We start from the raw sequence: 26,484 nt of genomic DNA on the forward strand, positions 1-26,484 counted from the left end.
ATGTCTGAATGTCTGAATGTCTGCACTCCTATTCGGTAGAAGCGGTTCTCAGCTTCATTCTAATCCTACTATGTTGAATGAAAAGGAATTTAATGAGACCTGGGAAGAAGTCTCTACAGGGCAGAAGTTAAAAGGAATCTAATGGAGAATTCCTGAGGAATCTCCTACAGGGCAGAGGTGCACCTTTATTCGGTAGGCGCGTCTTTCAGCGCCAGTCTAATCCTACTATGTTTAATGAAAAGGAATTTAATGAGACTTGGGAAGAAGTCTATATAGAGCAGAAGTTAAAAGGAATTTAATGAGACTAATGTAAATCTAGGGCTTTATATAGATTCTAAAGTGAGTGTAAAAGAAATTTATAAGAAGTATTAACGTGTATACGTACATTATTTGCAGGTGGTGATTAACCACCTGTTTTTTGTTGTGTAGAAATTTTTTATTGACAGGAAAAGGATATTAATGGTATCCTATGACCATGAAGAATAGAATGGTCATAGGACGGTGGTTGTATGGCGAAAGCTTTTACAGATGAGGAAAAAGATATAATAAAAAATAAACTTAAGCTAGCTGCACGGGAATGTGCTTCAAAATATGGAATGAAGAAAACTACTGTCGATGAATTAGCAAAAGAGGTAGGGATATCTAAAGGTGCATTTTATATTTTTTATGACAGTAAAGAACTATTGTTTTTTGAGATGATGGAGGATTTGCATGAAGAAATTTATACAAATGCTGCAAGAGCTCTTATTGAGAGTGAGGGTGAAGAGGAAAGTGATAGATTGGCAAAGGCTTTTATGACAGCTCTTAAAAGTATGGCTGAAAATAATCTTATGTATTTTTTAGAAAATGAAATAGAGTTTTTACTTAGAAAAATCCCTAAAGAAGTTAAAGAAAAACACTACCATAGTGATGATTTTCATATAAAAGAACTTATGGAGCTTACTAATTTTAACTTTTCTGTTTCTTATGAAGTGGCTTCTGCTGTAGTAAGGGCTTTGATCTTAATAGCTTCTAAGAGAAAAGAAATAGGGGATGATTTTGATGAAGTTCTTTGGATTTTAGTAAAAGGTGCATGCGAGAATATGCTAAAAAGATAGCAAGGTACCCAAAATAATATGCTTAGAAAATAATACATAATAAGAAGGAGGATTATATGAAACCAATTGTTGAATTTAAAAATGTATCCAAAATTTATGAGGTTGGTAATAAAAAAATGATGGTGGCTGACAACGTTAATTTTACTATTGATGAGGGGGAATTTGTCGTAATACTTGGACCAAGTGGAGCAGGTAAATCAACTATACTAAATTTACTTGGGGGAATGGATTACGTAACTAGTGGAGAAATTATAGTAAATGGCAAAAATATAGAAGGTTATTCTGATAATGAAATGACAGAGTTTAGAGGTGAAAATGTTGGATTTGTATTTCAGTTTTATAATCTAATACCAACACTAACTGCATTAGAAAATGTGTCCCTTATAAAAGAAGTTGTAAAGGACCCTTTAGATGGAAAAGAAATATTGAAGTCAATAGGACTGATAGATCATGTGAATAAATTCCCGTCACAATTATCAGGAGGGGAGCAGCAAAGAGTATCAATAGCTAGAGCCTTGTGTAAAAATCCTACAATGTTATTATGTGATGAGCCAACAGGTGCATTAGATTCTGAGACAGGGGTTATGATTTTATCTTTACTTCAAAAAATGTGTAGAGAAAATAAAAAGACGGTTATAATAGTAACTCACAACGGAATTCTTGCTGAGGCTGCGGATAAAGTCATAAGAGTTAAAAATGGGAAACTACAAGAAATTATTATTAACACCTCACCTAAAAAAATAAGTGAGGTGAATTGGTAATGTTATTTCGTAAAATGCTTAGGGATATGAGGCAGCATAAAACACAGTTTATTTCTATTTTTCTAATGGCTTTCTTAGGCGTTTATATCTATAGTGGTGTAGGTGGGGATTGGCATGGATTAAAAAAGATAGTAGATAAATATTACACAGATACTAATTTATCTGATATTTGGATTTACAGCAAAGGATTTTCTAAAGAAGATATAGAGAAAATTGAAAAACTTGTAGATGTTAAAGAAGCTCAAGGTAGGATGAGCATTGAAGGGATAGGGGATTTTGATAATAATCCAAGTTTAAAACTTAATTTTTTAGATGAAGATAAAATATCTAAAAATTTTCTTGTTGAAGGTGAAGAATTCTCAGTAGATAAAAAGGGGATTTGGTTAGATTATAGTTTTGCTAAGGAAAAAAAGTTAAAGATTGGAGATGAAATAAAGGTTAGTTATTATGGAGCCTCCATAACTGAAAAGATTAAGGGTACTATATATAATCCAGAGTATGTTTATTTTACAAAAGCTAATGACATGGTACCAAATCATAATAACTATGGTTTTGCATATCTATCATATAAATCACTACCAGCTGGATTTAATATTGTATATACAGATTTATTGGTTACCAGTGAGAATAAGAATTATTCCGCACTTGAGGATGAGATAGATAAAACATTAAATGGGAAATATAGTGTTATTATATCAAGAGAGAATTTTCCGAGTTTTACTATGTTTGATGAGGAGATTCAACAACACAAAGCCATGGGACAAGTATTCCCAATAGTATTTTTAGGAATAGCAGTTTTAACTATTGTGACTACAATGTCAAGATTGGTGAATTCTCAGAGAACACAAATAGGAACTCTAAAAGCTCTGGGTTTTAAAAGAAGACAGATCCTTTTTCATTATATTTCTTACGGATTTTGGTTACCTCTTTTAGGCGCAGCCTTAGGAGTTATATTAGGGCCAATAAGCTTACCATTTCTTTTTTATAAATCTCTAAAAACCACTTATACACTTCCAGAATGGAAGCCAGGAATATCCTTGAGTTTTGGAGTGGTAGCATTGATTTCAGTAATTTTATGTGTTATAGCAACTTATTTAACCTGTATGAATGTATTAAAGGATAGTCCTTCAGAAACTTTAAGACCTAAGGCACCTAAAATTATGAAGCAAAATATTATAAGCAAGACTAAGATATGGAATAAACTCGGTTTTAATGCTCAGTGGAACCTTAGAGACATATCTAGAAGTAAAATAAGATCTATAATGGGTATAGTTGGAGTAATGGGATGTATGGCGTTATTAGTTTGTGCATTTGGGCTACAAAACAGCTTAGACGATATGAGTAATTGGCAGTATAGGGATATATATAGATTTGATAGTAAATTGGAGCTTGAAGAAAATATAAACGAACAAGAACTAAAAAATATAATTGATAATACAAATGGAGAAGTTTTAATGGAGGGAGCTATTGAGGTTAAAGTAAATGGAGTAAAAAAGAGTGGAACCATGCTTGTAACCGATGATACAACTCTTATAAAATATACGGATAAATTTAGAAGGTTTATAGATTTACCTAAAAACGGGATATCAATAAGTTATAAACTTGCAAACTTACTTGGTGTAAAAATTGGAGATAAAGTTGAGTGGCATATTTATGGAGAAGATAAGTGGGTATATTCAAAAGTAAGTGAAATTTATAGAGTTCCTATTTCACAAGGGGTAGTAATATCTAAGGATGAATACGACAAGCTTGGATATGATTATAAGGCAACCTCAGTTATAACTTCAGAAAAAGTTAGTGAGGACTTAAAAGGAGTAAATTCGAAGTGGACAAGAGAGCAGCTTATAGAAAGTTATGATACTTTAAGCGAAGCAATGAACACATTAGTTTATATATGCATTTTTGCAGCGGCCCTTCTAGCAATAGTTGTTTTATATAATTTGGGGGTTATATCTTTTGTAGAGAGAGAAAGGGAACTTGCAACTCTTAAGGTTATAGGTTTTAAAAGAATAAAAATAGCCAAATTATTATTGACTCAAACGATAATTTTAACTATTTTAGGTATGATAATAGGAGCACCTATAGGAAAGGCGCTTATTGAATATATGTGTTCTTTTTTAGGAGATGATTTTGATATGATGGTAGTGATAAATACATCAAGTATTATTTATAGCATTATTATAACCTTGGGGCTTTCAATAATTGTAAATCTAATGTTTTCAAGAAAGATAAAAGATATCGATATGGTAAGCTCACTTAAGGGTGTAGAGTAAATTCTTTTGATGTCTTTTTGTAACTCGTAAATAACTTAACTATTCATAAAAAATAAGAAGAACAATTCAGCGCATGTGAGAATTAGATTAATTGAAGATAAGTAGATGGACTTATTCTCACATGCGTTTACAAAAGGTAGAGGAAAAAAATATTTATAGTAGTTACGAAATTCTTTTACGAATTTAATTAATGGACATATAGGAAGAAATTTGTCAATAAAAAATAAGTATTTTCTTATTTTGAAAAGGTTAACAATTCACCCGTTAAATCAATTAAACTATAAACCATGTAATAATAAATTGAATTTAGAGGTAGGAATAATGGGAGTTTATAAATTAACCATAAATTTATTGAAGTCAGATTTAAAACAATGTATTTTCTATTGTCTATCCATAGCTTTTTCTGTTGGGATTATTTTTAATGCATTTAATATAGTGACAAATGAAAGTTTTGTTGCATTAGGAAAAAACGAAGCAGAAGTATCATCCACCATAATATTTTCAATAATATCAATAGTAATTTTATTTACTTTTTTCTCAAATTCTTATTTTATTATGAGTAAAAGTAAAGAAATTGCCACATCTATTTTAAGTGGAGCTAATTATTATAAAATATCAGCATTACTGTTTTTCCAAAACTTTATTATTATAGGACTTGGAAGTATATTCGGTTATATTTTAGGAATAATTATTAGCCCTTTATTTTTATATATTATGTTTAGAGGACTTGGAATAAGCGGAAGTATTTTAGATTTATCTACTGAAGGTATCTGGGGAACATTTGCAGTTATAATGGTACAATTTTTTTGTGTAAGTTATGGAGATTTTATGTATGTTTCAAGTAAGGAAATTACTGAATTAATGAAGGAAAATAGACAAGTGTATAAGCCTGATGATAGGATAGTGAAAACTCCTAAATTTGTATATTTAATTATCTACTTAATACCTATAGTCACAATATTTATAAATCCCAAAAAGTTAGATCCAGCTGCCTTGATTTTTATAAATATAATATTTTCAATATATGGAACACAGGGAGTAATTAGATATTTTTTGCCAGATATTATTTTAAAGCTTAAAAAGAATAAATACATAAATGATAAAGTAAAGTTAATATCCTTTAGTAATCTACATTATTCTTTAAGAAAATTAGATTTTTTAGTTGTGATAATTTCTGTTTCTACAATTACTCTTATAGCTTTATCTGGATTATATAGTCATTCGGATAGTATTAAAATAGTAAGTATATGCTCCTATATTACTATTATCATTTTAATGGCAATAACTATTTTGTATAAGCTTATGATTGAGGTAAGTAATAGAAGATATGCATTTAAGCAGTTAAAATTGATAGGGTATACTATAAGTCAAATAAAAAAAGTAATATTTCATGAAGTGAAGATATTTTATTACATGGTAATAGGTATTCCATTATTTCATATAGTTATTTACTTAATATTATTTAAGAATATAGGAATCATATCTATGACTTTATCTTTAGCATTTTTGGGAGTTTATCTATTAACCTTTTTAATTATAGGAATAATATCGTATTTTGTGTATAGAAGGTTAATAACCAGTTATTTATAGGAGGCAGTTATAATGAAAAAAATAATAGAGGCTAAAAATATTATAAAAGTTTACGGGGACAAAGCAAAAGTAAAAGCATTAAATGGAGTTAGTTTAACTGTCAATGAAAGTGATTTTGTATGTATTATGGGACCATCAGGAACAGGCAAATCTACATTTCTAAACATATTAGCTACTATTGACAGACCTAATGGTGGAGAGGTAAAAATAAATGATAAAAATGTTACTATTATGTCAGAAAAAGAAATAAGCAGGTTAAGATATGAAAATATAGGTTTTGTATTTCAAGAATTTAATTTAATAGATTCACTTACTATAAGAGAGAATATAGGAGTTCCCTTGGTGCTAGCTAATAAAGATAAAGAATATATAAATAAAAAAGTTGAAGCTATTTCTAAGGATCTTAATATAAATAACCTTTTAGATAAGTTTCCATCAGAGTGCTCTGGTGGACAAAAACAAAGAGCTGCTATTTGCAGGGCATTAGTTACAAATCCTAAAATGATAGTTGCAGATGAACCTACAGGAAGCTTGGATACCAAAAGTTCTCATGAATTACTTAAGATTTTGCAAGAAAGAAATGAAAAAGATGGAATTGCAATTCTTATGGTTACCCACGATTCTATGATAGCAAGTTACTCTAAAAAATTAGTTTTCTTAAGAGATGGAAAAATTGATGAAGAGATTGAAAGGAAGTCTTTAACCCAAAAGGAATTTTTCTATAAAATTGTTGATACTACGTCTAGAGAGTCACAGTCATTATTTGAAGCATTTTAACGAATATCCCTTAGTTTAGAGTATAATTAAAACTAAGGGATATTTTTGTTTAATCTATGATAGAATAGGAAAAAGGATTATTTTAGATAAATTATTATAAAGGAGCTTAATTACAATGAAGAAAGCCTTAATAGATTTTTGCAAATCGATAGATATAGAATGTGTAGGAATAGCTCCACCAGGACCATATTATGACTTTAAAGAAAGATGGGAAAAGCAGATAGAAAGAGGATACTTAACAGGTTTTGAAGAATTGGATATAGAAAAAAGGGTAGATCCAAGACTAACCTTAGAAACAGTAAAATCAGTTATAGTATGTCTATTTCCATATTATATTGGGGAAAGTGCAGAAAGTAATATTTCTAAATATTCTTATGGGTTAGATTATCATGTAGTAGCTAAAGATAAGCTTAAAAAAATAGGAGAATTTTTAAGTGAAAATATTGAGGGTTTTCATTATAAGGAGTTTGCAGATATTGGGCCTTTAAGCGATAGATACTTAGCTCATAAGGCAGGACTAGGGTTTTGGGGAATAAACAATCATATAATAACAGATAAGTATGGAAGTTATGTATTTATTGGTTACATATTAAATAATTATCCTTTTGAAACTGATAAACCTATCGAAAAAACTTGTGTTCAATGCTTAAGGTGTATGAAGGCTTGCCCTGGACAATGTATTCAAGGAGATTTCACAATAAACCCACTCAAATGCAAGTCATATTTAACTCAAAAAAAAGAAGAGCTTACTAAAGAAGAGGAAGAAATTATAAAAAAAACACCATTGATATGGGGATGTGATGTTTGTCAAAATGTATGCCCTCATAATAAAGGAATTGAGGAAACTATATTAGAAGAGTTTAGGATGGATTTAAAATATAAGATAGATTGTGAAGAAATAAGCAAAATGTCTAACAAAGAGTTTACAAGAAGATATAAACATAAAGCCTTTGGCTGGAGAGGTAGAAAAATACTGGAAAGAAATTGTGAAATAATTAATAAAAATTAAAATATAAAACACTCTGATATAAAATCAGAGTGTTTCTTAATTTGGATTTGTATTTCTAATTAATACCCCTATTAATTAAATTAATTATTTTGCAGCTTTTGCAGCTTCAACAAGAGCTGAAACATAACCTTTAGTATCAACTAATGTAGCACCACTTACTGTATCAACCATCTTTTCATTGCTAGTATCTTTTAATACTTTTTCTAAATCAGCAACAGTTTTACCAGTTACATATTTTTCGATTGCTGCTAAAGAATCTTCAACAGGAGTTGTAGCATTACCTTTTTCTTTCATATTTTTATTGTAGTATTCAGTATTAGCTTTCTTTGAAGCTAATACATTTTTTGGATCAGCAAAACCTTTACCAAAATCTTTGTCTGCATTAGGTACGCCTTTTGCTACATCTGTGCTCATAAATTGATAATCATCTAAATAAGCACCAACGATTGTATCACCAGATACTGTAGCTACTGCAATTGTGAAACATTTAGTTCCGTGAGCAGCGTATTCAACTTTACCCATTTTTATGTTGCTTGTGTCAACTGGAGAAGTTGATGTAGGTTCTGTTTTGTTTCCACATCCAGCTAGTCCTAAAACAAGACCTAATGATAATACGATTCCTAAAAATTTTTTCATAGTAGTTTGTCCCCCTCTAAATTGGTATTACGTTTTCATTTATATATTACAGTGCCGTTATTTTTTTGTCAATAAGAATGTTAATAGAATTGAAACAATTTTAACAAATATTCAAAATCATCACTTTAACAGAAATTCAATTAAGTTTATAATAAAAAAGTAATAACTTAATAAATAGTTTAATAATAAGAGGAGCAATATATGTATAAGTATAATGATTACCATCTACACTCAAAATTTTCTTTTGATTCTAAAGAGGATATTAAAAATATAATTTTAAAAGCAAAAGATAAACAAATTAAAGAAATATGTCTAACAGAACATTTAAGCATGATAGAAGGCAATGTTAGTTATGGATTCCTAGACTTTGAGGGATATGAGCAAGAGATTTCAAAGTATAATTCAACAAATAATGATATAAAAATTAAACTTGGCTTAGAAATAGGAGAAGGACATTTAAGAATTAAAGAGATAGATGATTATTTAAAAGGAAAACCTATAGATTTTATAATAGGTTCCCTTCATAGAATAGATAATATAGGTGTAATTAATCATATAGAAGAAAAAGATATTGATGAAGTGTACAAAAGCTATTTTTTAGAAATGTATGAACTTGCAAATACAAGCGAATATGATGTGTTGGGCCATATGGACTTAGTTCAACGATATGCTTGGAATAAATATTCTAGATACAATTATTTAGATTATTTAGATTTAATAGATAATTTATTAAAAAAGGTTATAGAAAAAGGAAAAGGTATTGAAATTAACACATCTATACTAAAAACACGCAATGATTTCATGCCTAAACTAGATATAGTTAAAAGATATAAAGAATTAGGTGGAGAAATAATAACTGTTGGATCAGATGCACATAGCGCTGATAGAGTAGGGGAAGGGATAGAGTACGTATATGAGTTTCTTAAGGAAATAAATTTTAAATATATAGCTACTTATGATAAAAGAAAAGTAATACCTATACCACTGTAGAATCTATTTTTTCAGTAGATTCATTAAAATACTCTAAGAGCGTAGGGTGTATACTATAAATGTGTAAAACACCCTATTTTATTTATTGGAATCAGAAGGGGCAGGTGGTATAATTTACATAAAAGAAGCAAGTGAGGAAGGCAAAATGAAGAATTTAAAATCTATACATATTAAACTAGCAATGATAACAGTATTATTTATTTGGACAATAGCTTCATTAGTTATCGTTTTTAAAAATATAGTTGGAGATTTCACTATAGGGTTAGTAGTAGGAAACATTTTTCTATTAGTGATTGTATATTTGTATCTATTAGTAGACTCCATATTAAAATTAATAAAGTTAGATTCTAAAAATATGAAAGATAGGGGATTTAAGTTTATAGTATTTTTTATCCTAATAGTTATTTTGGATTTTATCCTATATTATTTTACTAAAGCCAAGGGTTTAAGATTAAGTACAAGCATACCGGTGTCAATTATATTTTCATTAGGAATTTCTCTTTTTGACTTACCTTTTATAACTAAAATTAAGGAAGATGATAAGGATGAATAATAATATTTTAATAATTGAAGATGATGTAGCTATAAGTGATATGGTAAAAAATTATCTAATAAAAGATGGTTTTAGTGTTACAACTGCTTTTGATGGAGAAGAAGGAGTTGTAAAATTTCTTAATGATGATTTTGATTTAATAATATTAGACCTAATGTTACCTAAACTAGATGGACTTGATACTATGAAAATAATAAGGAATAAAAGTTCAGTTCCTATATTAATAATGTCAGCTAAAGGTAGTGATGTGGAGAAGGCTGTAGGACTAGAGCTTGGGGCAGATGACTACATAGCTAAACCTTTTTCAATGATAGAAATATCAGCAAGAATAAAGGCTGCTATTAGAAGAGCTACTAAATATTCCACTAACAAAGAAGACAATATAATTAAAATCAAAGATATAACTATAGATTTAGATAGCTTTTTGGTTAGTAAAAAGGGACAAAATATTCAACTTACATCAAAAGAATTTGATATATTAAAGTTGTTTGTAAAGAATCCTAATAGAGTTTTCACAAAAGCTCAAATTTACAGTTTTGCATGGAAAGAAGAATATTATGGAGATGAAAACGTTATAAATGTACACATGAGAAGACTTAGAGAGAAGATTGAAGATGATCCTTCAAAGCCTGAATATATAAAAACCTTGTGGGGAATTGGGTATAAGCTGGAGGTAAACTAATTTGCTTATTATTTTATGGATTGTAATAGCTATATTAATCTGTATTATCTTGTATCAGTATTTTTCGCAAAAAGTTAGATATGAAAACTTAGTATATATAAAGAGAAAATTAAAACAAATAGTAAATGATAATAACGAAGAGAAGGTACTGGTTGTAACTGATGATAAGGTTTTAAAAGACTTATTATTAGAAATCAATAAACTTTTAGAAAATAATCAAAAGATTTTAGCTGAATATAGAAAAAAAGAAGATTCTATGAGAAAAATGCTTTCAAATATTTCTCATGATTTAAAAACTCCACTTACTGTAGTTTTAGGTTATATAGAGACTATAAATTTAGATAAAAATATGCATAATGATGAGAAAGAAGTTCTTTTAGAGAAAGTGCATGACAAAACTATTGAGGTAATTGATTTAATAAATAAGTTTTTTGATTTAGCTAAATTAGAATCAGGGGATAAGGATATTTCTCTGACTAGAATAAATATAAATGAGGTATGCAGAAAAAATATACTGAACTTTTATGATATATTAAATTCTAAAGGATTTGAGGTAGATATTAATATTCCAGAAAAAGATTTATATGCCTTTGGAAATGAAGAAGCACTTGATAGAATTTTAAATAATTTACTTTCTAATTCTGTTAAATATGGAACAGATGGCAAATTTATAGGATTAAGTATAGAAGAAAATGAGAAATCTATTTATATACATGTGATAGATAAAGGAAGAGGAATAGAAGAAGATAAAATAGATAGGGTTTTTGAAAGAATGTATACATTAGAGGACTCAAGAAATAGGATTTTTCAGGGCAGTGGACTAGGTCTTACAATAACCAAAAGATTAGTTGAAAAGATGAATGGTGAAATATTTTTAAAAAGTATACCTTATAAAACAACAACATTTACAGTTAAGTTAAAAAGAATAGACTATTAAATGAAACCAAGATGTATGAAATTATAGCATCTTGGTTTTTAAACTTAAGTATTTTGTAAGATTTGATTAATAAAAAAGAGAAGTTGAAGATTTAGAATAAACTTAGAGATAAGGTAATAAAAGGAGTGAGAGCATTGAAATATATATTAAAAACTACAAACTTAACAAAAACATTTAAGGACAAAAATGTTGTTTCAAATGTTAATATGAACATTAAAAAAGGTGAGATATATGGATTTCTAGGACCAAATGGAGCAGGAAAAACTACAATAATGAAGCTTATTACTAACTTAGTTAAACCAACTGAAGGAGAAATAGAAATCTTCGGAGAAAAGCTCACAAACACATCATATGAAGTGTTAAAAAGAATGGGAACTATAATTGAGTACCCAGTATTTTATGACAAGGTAACTGGAAGAGATAATCTTGAACTTCATTGTGAGTATATGGGATATCATAATAAAGAAGCTATTGATAAAGCACTAGATTTAGTAGATTTAAAGGACATTGAAAATAAAGCAGTTAAGGATTATTCATTAGGAATGAAACAGAGGTTAGGAATAGCAAGGGCTATATTAACTAAACCGGAGTTATTAATATTAGATGAACCTATTAATGGACTTGATCCTATTGGTATAAAGGACATGAGAAATTTACTTAGAATGTTAAATAAAGAATATGGAATGACTATTTTAATTTCAAGCCATATCTTAAGTGAAATAGAACAAATAGCAGACACTATTGCAGTAATAAATAATGGAAGATTGGTTGAAGAAGTTTCTATGGAAGAGATTAGAGGGGAAAAGAGTGAGTATATAGAAATTGTAACTAAGGATTGTTCTAAAGCTGCTTTTGTTTTAGAAAACAACTTAAATATAACCAATATAAGAGTTGAAGAAAATACACTCATAAGAATATATGATTTAGGATTAAGCCAAAATGAGATATCAAAGGCTTTAATTCTAAATGATGTTAATATAGAAGCAATAAACAAAAAAAATAATTCTTTAGAAGATCATTTCTTAAAATTATTAAAGGATGGTGAAAGAAGTGCTTAATTTAATAAAGCTTGAATATAAAAAGGCAAAAATAAGTGTTAAATCAGTAGTTATAACCAATATAATATTAGTGGCATTATTAATGATTACTGTTTATCTAGCTAAAACTGAAGGAGATTTACCTATATATGACTATAATACTATGTTTGAATTTGATGGGTTAATGGTAAGGGCAGTATTTTTAGTTTTTACTGCTGTAATAATATCTAGAGTTATGATTAGCGAATATACAAATAAAACTATAAATATTATGTTTATGTACCCAATAAAAAGGATGAAGATAATGGTATCGAAAGTGATTTTAATATTAAGTTTTTCCTTTTTAAGTATGTTTTTATCTAGCATATTCGTAAATATATGTATATATATTATGAATAAATTTATTTATATTTTTGACGAAAGATTGACATTAGAGATAATTTCTAAAGGGTTAGTTAATACTTTAATTTTTTCTTTAATCTTTTCTTTTATTAGTTTAATCCCAATGTTCGTAGGTATGAAGAAAAAGAGTACAGTAGCTACTATAGTAACATCAGTTATAGTACTTAGCATACTAGGCAACGGTGCTCAAGAATCAATAATAATTACGAGTGCTATGGGTGTTATAGGAATAATAGCTTCATATCTATCTATAAGAAATGTTGAAAATGCTGATTTATTAAACTAATAAACACCACCTTGAAATAAATCAAGGTGGTGTTTATCTTACAATTTTATACTATATTCATTACGAGTCGCAAAATGATTATTAATAGAAACTTTAAAAGAAAAATTTGGGTTTTAGATTCAGCTACTGATATAATAATAGGTATAAATTAATTTTATGATATGAAAGGAAGTATTAAATATGGCATTGATAGATTGCAATTTTCACTCATATGTACTAAATACAAAAGTAAATGTAAGAGTAGTAATTCCAACATTATTTGATATGAATAAATATGAGAAAACTCTAGATGAAGTTTATAAATTTAAAAAGTTTAAAACCTTATATTTGTTACATGGAATGTTTGATGATTATAGTTGCTGGACTAGACACTCTAATGTAGAAAGATATGCTGAAGAGAAAGATCTAGCATTAGTAATGACTTCAGTTCAAAATAGCTTTTATGTAGATACAGAATACGGGCATAACTACTACACATTTATTACTGAGGAACTTCCAAGATTTGTTAGAATGACATTCCCTTTGTCAGATAAAAAGGAAGATAATTTTATTGGTGGCTTATCAATGGGGGGATATGGTGCACTTATGATAGCACTTAGAAATCCAGATAAGTTTGCGTCAGCTGTTTGTTTATCAGGAGCTGTTGATGCTTTGGAAAGCGTTGATTTTTCAAAGGAACCTCCTTTTATTAAGTTAAAGGCAATGTTTGGAGAGAATCCTGAAAAGGTTAATCCATATAAAATATATTCGCTTATAGAAAATCTGACTAAAAACGGTTTTAAACTTCCAGGAATATATCAAGCTATAGGAACAGAGGACTTTTTATATGAATCAAATGTTAGATTTAAAAAGTATCTAGAAGAAAAAGGAATTTCATCCACTTACGAAGAAGGACCAGGAGGACATGAATGGGATTTTTGGGATACTTATATTAAAAAGGCAATAGAGTGGCTTAATTTATAAATAGGATGGAGCATTAATTAAAAGGTGATTTGATGAGTAATATTATTATAGATGTAATAACAAAAACAATATTAGAAACAGTATATTTGACAGCAGTTATAATTGTAATAGGGTTTATTTTAGGAGTATTAAGAAATAATTCACTTAAAAGTTTGCAAAGAAGATTTGGAAGTAAGTCACTTATGATTACAGGTTTTATAGGAGTACCTATCCATGAATTAAGTCATGGATTAATAGCTTTACTTTTTGGTCATAAAATAACTGAGATAAAACTCTTTCAAAAACCAGATGCAAATGGAACCATGGGATATGTAAAACATAGTTATAGAAAAAATAATTTATATCATGAGATAGGCAACTTTTTTATAGGAATTGCACCTATGTTTGGAGGAACTATATCAATTATAGCTTTAATGAGATTTAGTATTCCTACATCCTATTTTAAATTAATTGAAATACTTGAAGAAGGATTAAAGTTTGAAGTATTAAATAAAGAAGTTTTTTATAAGATACTTCTTTCATATAAAAGTTTTTTAAAAAATATTTTTCTTATAGAAAACTTTAAAAATCCATATTTCTATTTATTTTTATTTCTATCAATTTGTATAGCTTCTCATATATCCTTAAGTAAGGCAGATGTAAAAGGAGCTTCAAAGGGATTAGGTGTTATATTTCTCTTATTACTTATACTTAATGCAATAGGATTTTCAAACTTAATATCTGAAGTAATTATTATAAAATATAACATTTTAATGACTTCTATATTAATTTTAGCAGTTGTTCTTTCTTTAATTACATATGTGATAAGTATAATTCTTTTAAAACTGAAGATTTAAACATTAAAATAAATTAAGAAAAAATAAGATGCTGAGTAAAGGCTCAGCATCTTATTTTAAATAGAGTGTTGAAATATAAGTTGAGGACCCTTAGGTCCTATTTTTTTTATTGAAGTATCAGTGTATCCACAACGTAAATATAGGTTTTGTGCAGGAATATTTTTTTCATTTACAGCCAAGATTAGTTGATTTATGCCTGAAAAGTTATTTTTTATAAATTCAAGAATAAGTTTTAAAGTTTGTTTTGCATATCCGTTTTTTTGAAACCTATAATTAATTGAAAAAGAACGTAATAAAATTGCATTAGGATTATGTATAAATTCCATTATATCTCTACCGTAATGAAGAATAAAAAAACCAACAACCACATCATCGAGTAATACAACAATAGGAAACCTGTGTCTATCTGATAAGCAAAGATGAAGCACATCTTTAGGAAGCGCGGTAAAAACTTCTTGTTCTGGGGGAAGGCAGAACTTTAGTAGTTCTGGAAGGTGTTTTTCTTTATAAAAATCTAAAGTTATAATGCTTGACATCTTATCCTATAAATCCTCCTTGATTTACTATAATTACTGAGATTATAACATTATAAAATTTAAGAGTAAAGCTAAAATTAATAACCTAAAATATTAATTCTGAATTTTATTCTTAATAATATAAAAATATAAATTTAATTATTATTGTAGTAATAATTAAAAAAAATGAATATTTTATAGTATTACTAAGTTTTAGAGGTGATGAATAATGCTACCAAGTATAGAGGCTCTAGATCCCAATTTTAATTGGAATGATGCTAATTATATTTTGATTGAGTACCAAGGCAATATAGAAAGTCAGATGAATAAATTCCCGAATGCAAGATTAATAATTGTAGATAGAAGTCGTGCTGTATTGGTGGTTTTGGGAAACCTGACAGAAGTCATAAAAGGACTTGGAGTATATGTTTCTAATGTAGAGCTTAATGCATTATATTCTCCTTGTGAGACATCACCTGGAAATGCTGCTGGAGCTGACTTATTTCATACAAGTCCATATCTTCAATTAGATGGAACGGGGACTATTATAGGAATTTTAGATTCTGGAATAGACTATTTAAATGAAGAATTTAAAAATGAAGATGGAACTACAAGGATATTAGCGATGCTAGATCAAGGTGGCAGAAGAGACTATTCAAGTGAGGATATTAATAATGCAATAAAGGCAAAAAATCAAGGGTTAGATCCATATTCAGTAGTCCCATTTAGAGATGATCAGGGACATGGTACTTATATGGCAAGTATTGCAGGAGCTAGAGGAGTTAATCCAGAAATTATAGGCGTTGCACCTAAATGTTATTTTGCAATAGTTAAGTTAGCTATAGCTGACGAGCGTACGAAAAGTGAGTATGCAATTGTTGGAGATAGCCCAGTGTACACTACAGTAGCGTTGATACTTGGAATGAGATATTTATACGAAGTGGCAGTTAGATATAATATGCCAATGGTGATTTTAATACCATTAGGATCTAATACTGGACCTAAAGATGGGTTAAGTACAACTGAAAGGTTTATGGATGAAATTTCTGCAACTAGAGGAATAACATTTGTCACCCCTACAGGAAATCAAGGAGATGGTGAAAACCATGCTTCTGGTGAATTAAAAAATGTAGGCGATGTATCAGAAATAGAATTGAAAATAGACAACAATCAAAGAAATATATGGATGGAGGTTTGGGTCAAAAATCCAGACAAATTTACTTTATCAATAGTATCTCCAACAGGTGAAATAATATCAAGGGTTCCTCCTATTCCTAATAGACAGACAGAGGTTAGTTTTTTGTATGAAGGTACTAGGATGATTATTGAATACCTTTTACCAGAGAGGCAAACAGGAGATGAGAGAATAATTATAAAAGCTACAAATATTAAAGAAGGTATATGGAAGTTTAGACTTTTAGGGGAATTGGTTGTAACTGGAAGATATGATGCTTATTTAGTTTCTAGGCAGTTATTAGCACCAGAAACTAAGTTTTTAAAACCAAATCCATATGTAACATTGTCAACGCCATCAACAGCCACTCAAACAATAACAGTGGCAGCTTATAATCAAAGTAATAACTCTGTAGTTGGGTTATCTGGGAGAGGTTATACAAGAGATGGAAAGATAAAACCTGATATAGCAGCAGGAGGGGTAAATGCGTTAGTTACATCTGTAGGAGGTGGAACTCAAACCATTACTGGTACAAGTGTGGCGGCGGCAGTTACAGCAGGATGTTGTAGCCTAATATATGAATGGGGTATAGTTGAGGGTAATGACCCATCTTTATATTCACCAAAACTTAAAACTTATTTAATAAGAGGAACAGAAAAAAGGTTAGGTGATACATATCCTAATAGGGAATGGGGGTATGGGATGCTCAATTTAAAGGGGGTATTCGATAATATTAGGTTTCTAGATTCTGAAAATAGAAAAAGAAAAGATAGAGATGGATATTATGTAGGAAGTTTATTTGTAAGACTTCCCTAATGAAATTTTATAAGTCAAATAGCAATGATTTAGAGGTGTTTATTATAGAAACAAATAAGTTTGATAGTGGATTAAATTTGTTAAACAATGTTCCGGGACAGTTAATATATAAAGTGGTTGCTCTATCAGAAAATGAAAAAATAAACCAAGGGAATGTTGAAGTTATAGTATTATTTGGAGATAATTTAGAGCAAATTGTAAGTTCAACTGCAAAGATAGGTGGAGTGTTTGAAAATTTAGGTTTTGGTTTTGGAATAGTAACTGTTAAAGCATCAGATATTAGAAGATTATCAGAACTTGAAGGAGTTCAGTATGTTGAGCTTCCTAAGGTGTTATTTACATCTGACTATTATAGTAATAGAGCTTGCTGTGTTTTAAGTGCATGGGAAAGCTATGGACTTTCAGGTGAAGGTGTTATAGTTGGATTTATAGATACTGGAATAGATTATACTCATCCTGCATTTAGAGATGAAAATGGAAATACTAGAATAGATTATATTTATGATTTGGGTGAGGATAGAAGAGTATATAATAGTTCACAAATAAATGAAGCTATAAGAGCACAAAATCCATATTCAGTAGTAAATGTAAGAGATCCTTTAAATCATGGAACACATGTTGCTGGAATAGCTTGTGCAGGTGGAAGAGTTCCTAGGATTAACTATGGAGTTGCTTATAAAAGTTCAATAATAATGGTTAAAACAGCAAGGGGTGGACTTTTAAACTATGCCTTAAGTACACAGATAATGAGAGGAATAAAGTTTATTGTAGATAGAGCAAAAGAATTAAATAGACCAAGTGTTATAAATATAAGTCTAAGCACTAATGATGGTGCACATAATGGAACTAGTTTATTAGAACAATATATAGAGACTATATGCAAGCTTGAAAGGGTAGCTATAGTTGTAGCTGCTGGAAATGAAGGTGATGCTGCACATCATACTCAAGGATTATTAGAGAATACTAATAATATTATATTAAGTATTTCAGAAGCAGAAACATCAGTATCTTTACAGTTATACAAGCCTCTTTTAAGTGAATTATCTATACAAATAACAAATCCACTAGGAGAAAGAACAGGAAATATAGTTTTAAATGAAGGATATAAAGAAATGAGTATAGGTAAGGATAGGTGTATTATTTATAATACTGGTCCTAAACCTTTTGACATAAATGGAGAAATAATTGTAAGCATAGTCCCTTCAGCAGACTATGTTCCAAGTGGTCAGTGGAGTATAAACTTACAGTTATTAAATGAGTATAGAGGGGTTTACAACATATGGCTTCCTATATCAGAAGCTTTAAATACAAAGACGAAATTCCTAAATCCAAGTGTATACAACACTTTAGGTATACCTGCAACAGTACAAAGTGTAATATCTGTTGGTAGCTATAATTACTTAACTAATTCTATTTCACCATTTTCAGGAAGAGGAAAAATTGAGGTAGGATCTTTTAATAAACCTGATCTTGTTGCTCCAGGTGATGAGATATTATCAACGGTTTCAGGAGGGAGTTTTGAAACTAAGTCTGGAACTTCAATGGCAGCACCTCATGTAGCAGGAATATGTGCACTGCTTCTAGAATGGGGAATTGTAAGGGGAAACGATCCGTTTTTATTTGGAGATAGGCTCAAATATTATTTATCCAAAGGATCAAAAAGAGAAAGAAAAGAGATAGTCTATCCAGATCCTAGTTGGGGATATGGTACTATATGTACTTATGATTCATTAAGGCTTTTAGGTGCATCAAGGGGAAGAGAAAATTTAAATGAAATGTCTAGACAAAATATAGAATATGCTTTAGTTGAATATCAGGGAGATATAGTTGGAGAGGCTAACAAACTTAATGGCGTAAATGTTCAAATTATAGATAACGAGAGAGCACTAATACAAACAACGGTAATGTCAATTGATGATGCTATAGCTTCCTTAAGAAATAGGATAACCTATGTATCACCAGGCGCAATATATACATTGTGTGATATTTCTCCACTTCAAGCTTCAGGGGCAATTATGTTCCAAGATACAAATGCACAAAACAATTTTTTATCTTTAAGTGGATCACAAGTCGTAGTTGGTATAATTGATACAGGAATAGATTATTTAAACGAAGAGTTTATTAATGAGGCGGGGAATACAAGAATTATTTCTATTTTTGACCAAACTGAAGAAGGTGGAAGAAAAATAGTAGGACATCCAATAGGAAGTGAATTTATAAGAGCAGACATAAATAAAGCTATAGAGGAAATGAAGCAAGATAGAGATCCATATGCTGTTGTTCCGTCAAGAGATACAATAGGTCATGGCACAAGCATGGCTGGAATTGTTGGGGCAAGAGGGGTTAATCCAGATATTATAGGAGTGGCTCCAAAATGTGAGTTTGCAATTGTTAAATTAAAGGAGGGAAGTCAAGGACTTAGAGATTATTATGGAGTATACGGGAATAGACCTGTATTCTATAGTATTGATATTATTTTAGCTATTAATTATTTATATGAATTAAGCTTAAATATAGCAAAACCTATGATAATATTACTGCCATTAGGCTCGACCATGGGGGCTCATAATGGATTTTCATCAACTGAGAGGTATATAGATAGAATTTCTAAAAGTCGTGAAATAACATTTGTAGTTCCGACAGGTAATGAAGGAGAAGCTTTTACGCATACATCTGGGGTAATACGAAATCAAGGTGGAATAGATAATATTGAATTACAAGTTGATAAAAATCAAAAAGATATAAGATTAGAAATATGGGTATCTAAGCCAGATAAATTTGCATTATCTGTGGTTTCACCTTCAGGAGAAATCGTAGAAAGAGTACCGCCTAAACTCAACGAAGCAACACAGATAAACTTTATATATGAGAAGACACAGATGTCAATAACTTACTTCATTCCAGAAGAAAAAACTGGGGATGAAAAGATAGTTATACTTGCACGTAATATAAGAGAAGGTATTTGGATTTTTAGACTTATTGGAGATTTTGTGTCAACAGGACAATATAATGCGTGGCTATTACAAAAAGAGCTATTAGCACCTAGGACTATGTTTATTAAGCCTAATCACTATACGACACTAACACTACCTTCAACATCTTTAGAAGCTATTTCTGTAAGTTATTATGATCAGAATTATGATACCATAGTAGAAAGTTCAGGACGTGGCTTTAGTAGTGATGGAAGAATAAAACCAGATCTTGCAGCAGGAGGAATAAATGCATTAACTACTGGTCTTGAAGGTACAAATGTTCTTGTAAGCGGATCCAGTGTAGCAGCAGCAATTATAGCTGGATGTGCGGCTCTTATAATGGAGTGGGGTATAGTAAAGGGTAATGATACAGGAATGTATGCAACCAAGATGAAAACTTATTTAGTTAGAGGAACAGATAAAAGGCCAGGAGATGTATATCCTAATCCTGAGTGGGGATATGGAACTATTGATATGAAAAAGGTTTTTGACAATATAAGAAGTCTAGAGAATAAAAGTTATAGAGAAATTTCTCCAAAACCATCAGAAAATAAATTTCTAGAGGAAAAAGGAAGGAATTATTTGGTTGAGTACAATGGAGATATAGTTGAGGCTGTAAAAAGATTTCCTAATACCTATGCTTATGTAATAGATGATACTAGAGCTATAATAGCTATAGAAGAGTCTTTTGTTAAAGCTATAGATATAATTTCATCTATTCCCGAAGTAATTGTTATAGATTCAGGAGCAGTATTTACACTCTGTGATATTTCTCCTATAGAAGCCTCCGGGGCAAACTTGTTTTACAATAACATATATCTACCTTTAGATGGAAGAGGGGTTACAGTAGGAATAATAGATACGGGAATAGATTATTTAAATAAAGAATTTATGAATGATGATGGAACTAGTAGAATATTGTCAATTTGGGATCAAACTATAGAAAGTAATCAAGAGACCACAGGATTAATTCAAGGTACTATATATAGTCAAGAACAAATAAATAGAGCAATAAATGAAAGTGCTAATGGAAGAGATCCTTATGCAATAGTTCCATCTAAAGATGAACTTGGTCATGGAACAAATATGGCTGGAATAATAGCTGCAAAAGGGACAACACCTGTATTTAGAGGAGTAGCACCTAAATGTGATTTAGCAATAGTTAAACTTAAGGAAGCATCGAATATAGTTAAAGATTATTATGGAATATATGGTAATGCGCCAGTGTTTAGAAGTACTACACTCTTTATGGCAATAAGACACTTATATGAGCTTTCATTATCATTAAACAGGCCAATGGTAATATTTCTTCCACTTGGTACTAATAATGGACCTCATAACGGAGATGGATTTACAGATAGATATATAGATGAGATATCTTCATATAATGGGATAACAGTAGTAGTACCTAGTGGAAATCAAGGAAATACTAACACACATACATCCGGTCTTATAAAAGGGGTTGGAGATGTTGGTATTATAGAACTAAGAGTTGGAAGGAATCAGTCAAATATACGTTTTGAAATATGGATATCAAAGCCAGATAAGGTTTCGATATCAATAACTTCACCATCAGGAGAAGTTATACAAAGAGTTCCACCAAAACTTAAAGGTTTTACAGAGGTTAACTTTGTTTATGAAGAAACTAATATGATTGTTGAATATTCAATACCAGAGGAAATCACAGGAGATCAAAGAATAACTATAGTATGTAGAAAAATGAAACCTGGTATTTGGAAGTTTCAATTAACTGGAGAGTTAATTGTAGTTGGAAGATATGATTCGTGGATACTACAAAAAGAATTACTAGCTGAAGATACTAGATTTCTTAATCCAGATCCACAGATTACTCTAACTGCTCCATCAACATCATCTGGAGCTATAAGTGTAGCTTTTTATAATCAAAATAATAACTCTATAGTACCTGAATCTGGTAGAGGATATACACGAAAAAATTTAATAAAACCAGATATAGCAGCTGGAGGGATTAATCAGATAACTACAGATGTTAATGAAGGAACTAAGCTAGTATCCGGTTCTAGTGTGGCAGGAGCTGTTTTAGCTGGATGCTGTGCCTTAATAATGGAGTGGGGTATTGTAGATCAAAATGATATAACCTTGTATGCAACCAAAGTTAAAACATACTTAATAAGGGGAACTAGTAAAAGACCTGGAGATATATATCCAAATCCTGAATGGGGTTATGGGATGTTAAATATGAAGGGTGTTTTTGATAATATAAGAGGGCTGGTTTACGAAAATAGAGAGCTAGTAAACATTCAAAACATAAATTATTTTAACCAAGATACCCATAGAGGGGTATTAATTGAGTATCAAGGGGATATTAGAAGTGCTATGGCAAAATACCCTAATACCGGGTTGTATATATTAGATAATAGAAGAGCAGCTATTGCAATTCCAATTGAAAACTCAGATGCTTTTATAAAATCAATACCACAAATAATATATAATGATCCAGTAGAAGCATATACCTTAAGTGATATATCACCAGTAGAAGCTTCTCAAGCTCCATCATTTATAAATAGCTCAAATTTTGCATTAGATGGTACAGGGGTAGTTATAGGACTTGTGGATACAGGGATTGATTATTTAAATGAACAGTTTATTAATGAGGATGGAACCTCTAAAATTCTGACTATATGGGATCAAGCAATAGTTCCATCTATAATAAATCCAGAACTTGTAGGTGGTGTAGAATATAGTAAAGAAGAAATAGATAGGGCAATACAATTGAAAGCAAGTGGAGGAGATCCATACTCAATAGTTCCGTCTAAAGATGAAGTTGGGCATGGTACTCATATGGCAAGTATACTTATAGGAAGAGGTACAATTCCAGAACTTCAAGGAGTATCACCAGGAAGTAATATAGCAGTTGTAAAGCCAAGAATGAGTAGTAAAAAGGGAAGGGAGTTTATTGGCATATATGGAGATGTTCCTAGTTATAGAGGAACTGGAGTATTTTTTGCAGTCAGATATTTGTATGAGTTAGCTTTGAAATTAAATAGACCTATGGTTATATATGTTCCTTTAGGAACAAATACGGGAGCTCATAATGGAACTACTTTTTTAGAAAGATATATAGATGAGATATCAAATCGTAAGGGAATAGTAGTTGTAGTACCAACAGGAAATCAAGGAAATACAGACACCCATACATCAGGAATGATAGAGTTTGTTGGGGATTCAAAAACAATAGAGCTAAAAATAGGACCAAGGCAAAAAGATATTAGATTTGAGATATGGGTGACAAAACCTGATAAGGTTTCGCTTTCAATAATATCACCTACAGGAGAGATTATAAAAAAAATAGTCCCTAAATTTAAGGAAGATGCTGATATAAACTTTGTATACGAAAAAACTAGGATGTATATATCATTTTTAATACCAGAAGAAATTACTGGAGATCAGAAAATAGTTATTTTTGCAGAAAACATTAAAGAAGGTATATGGCAATTTATTCTAATAGGTGAATTAATTACAGTAGGTAGATACGACTCTTGGTTATTACAACGAGAGTTAATAGCACCAGGAACAGCGTTTCTTAACCCGACAAGCAACACTACATTAACAATACCATCAACATCTGAAAGAGCTATAAGCGTAGGTTATTACAATCAAAACAATAATAGTATTGTACCAACCTCGGGTAAAGGATATACAAGAAATAATATTGTGAAACCTGATATAGCAGCAGGGGGAGTGAATCAAATAGTTACTTCTGTTGGTGGAGGAACTCAAGTTGTATCTGGATCAAGTGTAGCTGGAGCAATAACGGCAGGATGTAGTGCATTAGTACTTCAGTGGGGAATAGTAAATAATAATGATCCAAATATGTATGCTTCAAAGGTTAAAACCTATTTAATAAGAGGAACCAATAAAAGACCGGGTGATATTTATCCAAACCCTAATTGGGGATATGGAATGTTAGATTTTAGAATGGCTTTTGAGGCAATAAGAAGTAGTCCTGAAGAGGAAATTTTAGAAGGTAATAGTAGAGAGTATTATCTTAAAAATCTATTTATTAGGCTACCTAAAGAGCGAGATTCTATGTAAAAATCATAAAAAGGAACAAATAGAACTTAAGAATATTTGTTCCTTTTTAGATTTCTAGGATTTAAATTAATTCATCAATATCCCATATATTTTTTCCATCTTTAATATAGCCATATTCTATAGTATCAAAATCTATAGTTTCATTTTGTTTATTATAATAGGACATAGGTATTTCAACCTCTAAAGAACCATATTTATATAATTTGCCCTTCATATAGTTTTTTTTCATGGTATCAAAATTATGAACAAGTCTTATACCAAGATTAGAATCGCTATGATAAGTAGCTCTCCAAAAGTCAGTGCTTGTTACATCTTTTTTTAATTTTACTTTTACATTTTTATACATAATGATTCCTCCATATTATATTTGACTTGTATTATAATTATATTTTATCAAAGTTTGAAAATATATAACACAAATAGATAATTATTATTGAAAATTATATTAAAATAACTTAAGCTATACTAATAGGAAAAAAATTGTAACATTGGAGGAGATGGGATGATAAGAAAACTAAAGGAATCAGATAGACAGATTTCATTAAACTTTCTAAGTGATGAACCTGCTATAAATTTATTTATAATTGGAGATATAGAGAATAATGGATTTGATGAAGATTTTCAAGAATTATGGGGTTCTTTTAATGAAAACAATGATTTAGTAGGTATTCTTTTAAGATATCATGAAAGCTTTGTTCCTTATTTTAACGATAAAAACTTCAATGTTGAGGAATTTAAAAGAATAATAAATTCTTTTAATGGTTGTAAAATTATCTCAGGAAAAGAGTCTATAGTAGTTAAGTTTATAGATATTTTAAAAGATCCTAAAGTAAAATATATGAACTTTTGTGAGTTAAAGAATAGGGAAAAATTAAGTGATAATAAAAATAATGTTTTTATAGCAACAGAAAAAGATGCCAAGGAAGTTTATGATTTATTACTATCAATTGATGAGTTTGATACGGTAAGTACAAATTCTCCAGAGCGAATTTCAGAAAATATAAGAAGCAAAACTTCAAGAATATATTATTCGAAAAATGAAAAAGATGAAATATGTGCGGTTACTCAAAGTACAGCTGAATGTACTAAAGCAGCTATGATAGTTGGAGTAGCATGTAAAAAAGAGGATAGAAAAAAAGGACATGTTACAAAATGTTTATCTAGTTTATGTGACGATTTATTAAAAGATGGAAAAAGCTTATGTTTATTTTATGATAACCCTAAAGCAGGTAATATTTATCACAGATTGGGATTTGAAAATATAGATAGATGGACAATGGCAGTAGAAAAGGAAAGAGTAGAGGTGTAAAATGTTATATTTAGAAGAGTTATCAATGAATGCTTGGCCAGCGATACAAACCATTTTATATGATGGTTGGATTTTAAGATTTGCGAATGGATACACAAAAAGGGCTAATTCCATAAATCCTGTATATTTTTCTAATGAAAATATACACAATAAAATAGAAGAATGTGAAAAAATCTTTAAGGAGAAAAATATACCTATTGTTTTTAAGATAACACCCAAGATTTTTCCTAATAACCTAGATAAAATACTAGAATCAAAGGGTTATTTAGTAAAAGATATTACTAGATTTCAGACTCTTGATATAGAAGAGAGTGACTTTGAAGTTTCTCATAACATAAAAATAGAAGATGATTTTAATGGGGGATGGTTAGAGGCATTCTGTAAGTTAAATAAGTTAAGTGAAGAAAATAAAAATACTATAGAAAAAATGTTTAACAATATAATTTCTGAGAAATTTTTTGTTTCAATATTAGATGAAGATAAAGTTGTTGGATGCACATTAGGTGTTTTAGAAAGAAATCACGTAGGTATTTTTGATGTAATTGTTGATGAAGATCATAGAAATAAAGGATTAGGAGAAAAATTAATAAAAGCTACTCTTAGAAAAGCGAAAGATAATGGAGGAGAAAAGGCTTATTTGCAGGTAGTAGATAACAATATCTCCGCAATCAATCTATATAAGAAAATTGGTTTTAAAGAAATATATAAATATTGGTATAGGATTAAATAGATAAATTGGTCTAATTTATCTATTTATTACATAAAGTATATATGAATATAAATACTTAGGAGAGC

Annotated in this window: 21 protein-coding genes; 18 read left to right on the top strand and 3 right to left on the bottom strand. The window is 29.8% G+C overall.

Annotated elements, in window-relative coordinates:
- Nucleotides 1-509 precede the first annotated feature (509 nt).
- The 6 genes from B3N22_RS00935 to queG all read left to right on the top strand — a co-directional run bounded on the left by B3N22_RS00935 (nt 510) and on the right by queG (nt 7,507).
- Nucleotides 510-1,097 carry a TetR/AcrR family transcriptional regulator gene (locus B3N22_RS00935; protein WP_286904154.1) on the top strand — a complete coding sequence of 196 codons (588 nt, stop codon included), beginning with the start codon at nt 510-512 and terminating at the stop codon, nt 1,095-1,097.
- Nucleotides 1,098-1,153: 56 nt separating this feature from the next.
- Nucleotides 1,154-1,858: an ABC transporter ATP-binding protein gene (locus B3N22_RS00940; protein WP_286904156.1), complete on the top strand. Its 705-nt coding sequence runs from the start codon at nt 1,154-1,156 to the stop codon at nt 1,856-1,858.
- Nucleotides 1,858-4,131, top strand: a complete 2,274-nt coding sequence (locus B3N22_RS00945) for an ABC transporter permease (protein ID WP_286904158.1) — start codon at nt 1,858-1,860, stop codon at nt 4,129-4,131. Before B3N22_RS00940 ends, B3N22_RS00945 begins: the two co-directional genes overlap by 1 nt.
- 321 nt (nt 4,132-4,452) lie before the next feature.
- Nucleotides 4,453-5,721, top strand: coding sequence for an FtsX-like permease family protein (locus tag B3N22_RS00950; protein ID WP_286904160.1), 1,269 nt, complete (start codon nt 4,453-4,455; stop codon nt 5,719-5,721).
- Between the two features lie 12 nt (nt 5,722-5,733).
- Nucleotides 5,734-6,498, top strand: a complete 765-nt coding sequence (locus tag B3N22_RS00955) for an ABC transporter ATP-binding protein (RefSeq protein ID WP_286904162.1) — start codon at nt 5,734-5,736, stop codon at nt 6,496-6,498.
- A 115-nt stretch (nt 6,499-6,613) separates the two neighbouring features.
- Nucleotides 6,614-7,507, top strand: a complete 894-nt coding sequence (gene queG / locus B3N22_RS00960; protein WP_286904164.1) for a tRNA epoxyqueuosine(34) reductase QueG — start codon at nt 6,614-6,616, stop codon at nt 7,505-7,507.
- Between the two features lie 84 nt (nt 7,508-7,591).
- Here queG and B3N22_RS00965 read toward each other — a convergent pair whose 3' ends face one another.
- On the bottom strand, nt 7,592-8,143 hold the full coding sequence (locus B3N22_RS00965; RefSeq protein WP_286904166.1) for a hypothetical protein: 552 nt from the start codon (nt 8,141-8,143) through the stop codon (nt 7,592-7,594).
- Nucleotides 8,144-8,344: 201 nt separating this feature from the next.
- Here B3N22_RS00965 and B3N22_RS00970 point away from each other — a divergent pair, with 201 nt between their 5' ends.
- The 8 genes from B3N22_RS00970 to B3N22_RS01005 all read left to right on the top strand — a co-directional run bounded on the left by B3N22_RS00970 (nt 8,345) and on the right by B3N22_RS01005 (nt 14,829).
- Complete coding sequence (locus tag B3N22_RS00970) at nt 8,345-9,133, top strand: histidinol-phosphatase HisJ family protein (protein ID WP_286904168.1); 789 nt, start codon at nt 8,345-8,347, stop codon at nt 9,131-9,133.
- 145 nt (nt 9,134-9,278) lie between these two features.
- On the top strand, nt 9,279-9,686 hold the full coding sequence (locus B3N22_RS00975; protein ID WP_286904169.1) for a hypothetical protein: 408 nt from the start codon (nt 9,279-9,281) through the stop codon (nt 9,684-9,686).
- Nucleotides 9,679-10,368 carry a response regulator transcription factor gene (locus B3N22_RS00980; RefSeq protein WP_286904171.1) on the top strand — a complete coding sequence of 230 codons (690 nt, stop codon included), beginning with the start codon at nt 9,679-9,681 and terminating at the stop codon, nt 10,366-10,368. Before B3N22_RS00975 ends, B3N22_RS00980 begins: the two co-directional genes overlap by 8 nt.
- A 1-nt stretch (nt 10,369) precedes the next feature.
- Nucleotides 10,370-11,305 (top strand): sensor histidine kinase, encoded by a 936-nt coding sequence (locus B3N22_RS00985; RefSeq protein WP_286904173.1) that lies wholly within the window; start codon nt 10,370-10,372, stop codon nt 11,303-11,305.
- 134 nt (nt 11,306-11,439) lie between these two features.
- Nucleotides 11,440-12,363 carry an ABC transporter ATP-binding protein gene (locus tag B3N22_RS00990; protein WP_286904175.1) on the top strand — a complete coding sequence of 308 codons (924 nt, stop codon included), beginning with the start codon at nt 11,440-11,442 and terminating at the stop codon, nt 12,361-12,363.
- Nucleotides 12,356-13,030: an ABC transporter permease gene (locus B3N22_RS00995; RefSeq protein WP_286904177.1), complete on the top strand. Its 675-nt coding sequence runs from the start codon at nt 12,356-12,358 to the stop codon at nt 13,028-13,030. The genes B3N22_RS00990 and B3N22_RS00995 overlap by 8 nt, the downstream gene beginning before the upstream one ends.
- A gap of 180 nt (nt 13,031-13,210) precedes the next feature.
- The gene (locus tag B3N22_RS01000; protein WP_286904179.1) at nt 13,211-13,993 is read left to right on the top strand and encodes an alpha/beta hydrolase; all 783 of its coding nucleotides are present in this window, start codon (nt 13,211-13,213) and stop codon (nt 13,991-13,993) included.
- Between the two features lie 32 nt (nt 13,994-14,025).
- Nucleotides 14,026-14,829 (top strand): hypothetical protein, encoded by an 804-nt coding sequence (locus tag B3N22_RS01005; RefSeq protein WP_286904181.1) that lies wholly within the window; start codon nt 14,026-14,028, stop codon nt 14,827-14,829.
- A 56-nt stretch (nt 14,830-14,885) separates the two neighbouring features.
- Here B3N22_RS01005 and B3N22_RS01010 read toward each other — a convergent pair whose 3' ends face one another.
- Nucleotides 14,886-15,365 (bottom strand): GNAT family N-acetyltransferase, encoded by a 480-nt coding sequence (locus tag B3N22_RS01010; protein WP_286904183.1) that lies wholly within the window; start codon nt 15,363-15,365, stop codon nt 14,886-14,888.
- A gap of 208 nt (nt 15,366-15,573) precedes the next feature.
- Here B3N22_RS01010 and B3N22_RS01015 point away from each other — a divergent pair, with 208 nt between their 5' ends.
- Nucleotides 15,574-17,334 (top strand): S8 family peptidase, encoded by a 1,761-nt coding sequence (locus tag B3N22_RS01015; protein WP_286904187.1) that lies wholly within the window; start codon nt 15,574-15,576, stop codon nt 17,332-17,334.
- Nucleotides 17,334-24,380, top strand: coding sequence for a S8 family peptidase (locus B3N22_RS01020; RefSeq protein ID WP_286904189.1), 7,047 nt, complete (start codon nt 17,334-17,336; stop codon nt 24,378-24,380). Before B3N22_RS01015 ends, B3N22_RS01020 begins: the two co-directional genes overlap by 1 nt.
- Before the next feature lie 61 nt (nt 24,381-24,441).
- On the opposite strand, the gene B3N22_RS01025 is transcribed toward B3N22_RS01020, so the two are convergent.
- A complete protein-coding gene (locus B3N22_RS01025; protein WP_242950199.1) occupies nt 24,442-24,726 on the bottom strand; it encodes a hypothetical protein in 285 nt (94 codons plus the stop codon).
- A 156-nt stretch (nt 24,727-24,882) separates the two neighbouring features.
- On the opposite strand from B3N22_RS01025, the gene B3N22_RS01030 reads away from it, so the two are divergent.
- Both B3N22_RS01030 and B3N22_RS01035 read left to right on the top strand, forming a co-directional pair.
- A complete protein-coding gene (locus B3N22_RS01030; RefSeq protein ID WP_286904192.1) occupies nt 24,883-25,689 on the top strand; it encodes a GNAT family N-acetyltransferase in 807 nt (268 codons plus the stop codon).
- Nucleotide 25,690: 1 nt separating this feature from the next.
- On the top strand, nt 25,691-26,419 hold the full coding sequence (locus tag B3N22_RS01035) for a GNAT family N-acetyltransferase (protein ID WP_286904194.1): 729 nt from the start codon (nt 25,691-25,693) through the stop codon (nt 26,417-26,419).
- The last annotated feature ends 65 nt before the right edge of the window (nt 26,420-26,484 follow it).

It is taken from the genome of Clostridium sp. UBA1652, from assembly GCF_002320975.1.
Taxonomy (GTDB): Bacteria; Bacillota; Clostridia; order Clostridiales; family Clostridiaceae; genus Clostridium_T; species Clostridium_T intestinale.

What these genes read in the sequence shown, in the direction of transcription:
- B3N22_RS00935 (WP_286904154.1), top strand. Translation starts at nt 510, where the DNA reads ATGGCGAAAGCTTTTACAGATGAGGAAAAAGATATAATAAAAAATAAA.
- B3N22_RS00940 (WP_286904156.1), top strand. Translation starts at nt 1,154, where the DNA reads ATGAAACCAATTGTTGAATTTAAAAATGTATCCAAAATTTATGAGGTT.
- B3N22_RS00945 (WP_286904158.1), top strand. Translation starts at nt 1,858, where the DNA reads ATGTTATTTCGTAAAATGCTTAGGGATATGAGGCAGCATAAAACACAG.
- B3N22_RS00950 (WP_286904160.1), top strand. Translation starts at nt 4,453, where the DNA reads ATGGGAGTTTATAAATTAACCATAAATTTATTGAAGTCAGATTTAAAA.
- B3N22_RS00955 (WP_286904162.1), top strand. Translation starts at nt 5,734, where the DNA reads ATGAAAAAAATAATAGAGGCTAAAAATATTATAAAAGTTTACGGGGAC.
- queG (WP_286904164.1), top strand. Translation starts at nt 6,614, where the DNA reads ATGAAGAAAGCCTTAATAGATTTTTGCAAATCGATAGATATAGAATGT.
- B3N22_RS00965 (WP_286904166.1), bottom strand. Translation starts at nt 8,143, where the DNA reads ATGAAAAAATTTTTAGGAATCGTATTATCATTAGGTCTTGTTTTAGGA.
- B3N22_RS00970 (WP_286904168.1), top strand. Translation starts at nt 8,345, where the DNA reads ATGTATAAGTATAATGATTACCATCTACACTCAAAATTTTCTTTTGAT.
- B3N22_RS00975 (WP_286904169.1), top strand. Translation starts at nt 9,279, where the DNA reads ATGAAGAATTTAAAATCTATACATATTAAACTAGCAATGATAACAGTA.
- B3N22_RS00980 (WP_286904171.1), top strand. Translation starts at nt 9,679, where the DNA reads ATGAATAATAATATTTTAATAATTGAAGATGATGTAGCTATAAGTGAT.
- B3N22_RS01000 (WP_286904179.1), top strand. Translation starts at nt 13,211, where the DNA reads ATGGCATTGATAGATTGCAATTTTCACTCATATGTACTAAATACAAAA.
- B3N22_RS01005 (WP_286904181.1), top strand. Translation starts at nt 14,026, where the DNA reads ATGAGTAATATTATTATAGATGTAATAACAAAAACAATATTAGAAACA.
- B3N22_RS01010 (WP_286904183.1), bottom strand. Translation starts at nt 15,365, where the DNA reads ATGTCAAGCATTATAACTTTAGATTTTTATAAAGAAAAACACCTTCCA.
- B3N22_RS01015 (WP_286904187.1), top strand. Translation starts at nt 15,574, where the DNA reads ATGCTACCAAGTATAGAGGCTCTAGATCCCAATTTTAATTGGAATGAT.
- B3N22_RS01020 (WP_286904189.1), top strand. Translation starts at nt 17,334, where the DNA reads ATGAAATTTTATAAGTCAAATAGCAATGATTTAGAGGTGTTTATTATA.
- B3N22_RS01025 (WP_242950199.1), bottom strand. Translation starts at nt 24,726, where the DNA reads ATGTATAAAAATGTAAAAGTAAAATTAAAAAAAGATGTAACAAGCACT.
- B3N22_RS01030 (WP_286904192.1), top strand. Translation starts at nt 24,883, where the DNA reads ATGATAAGAAAACTAAAGGAATCAGATAGACAGATTTCATTAAACTTT.
- B3N22_RS01035 (WP_286904194.1), top strand. Translation starts at nt 25,691, where the DNA reads ATGTTATATTTAGAAGAGTTATCAATGAATGCTTGGCCAGCGATACAA.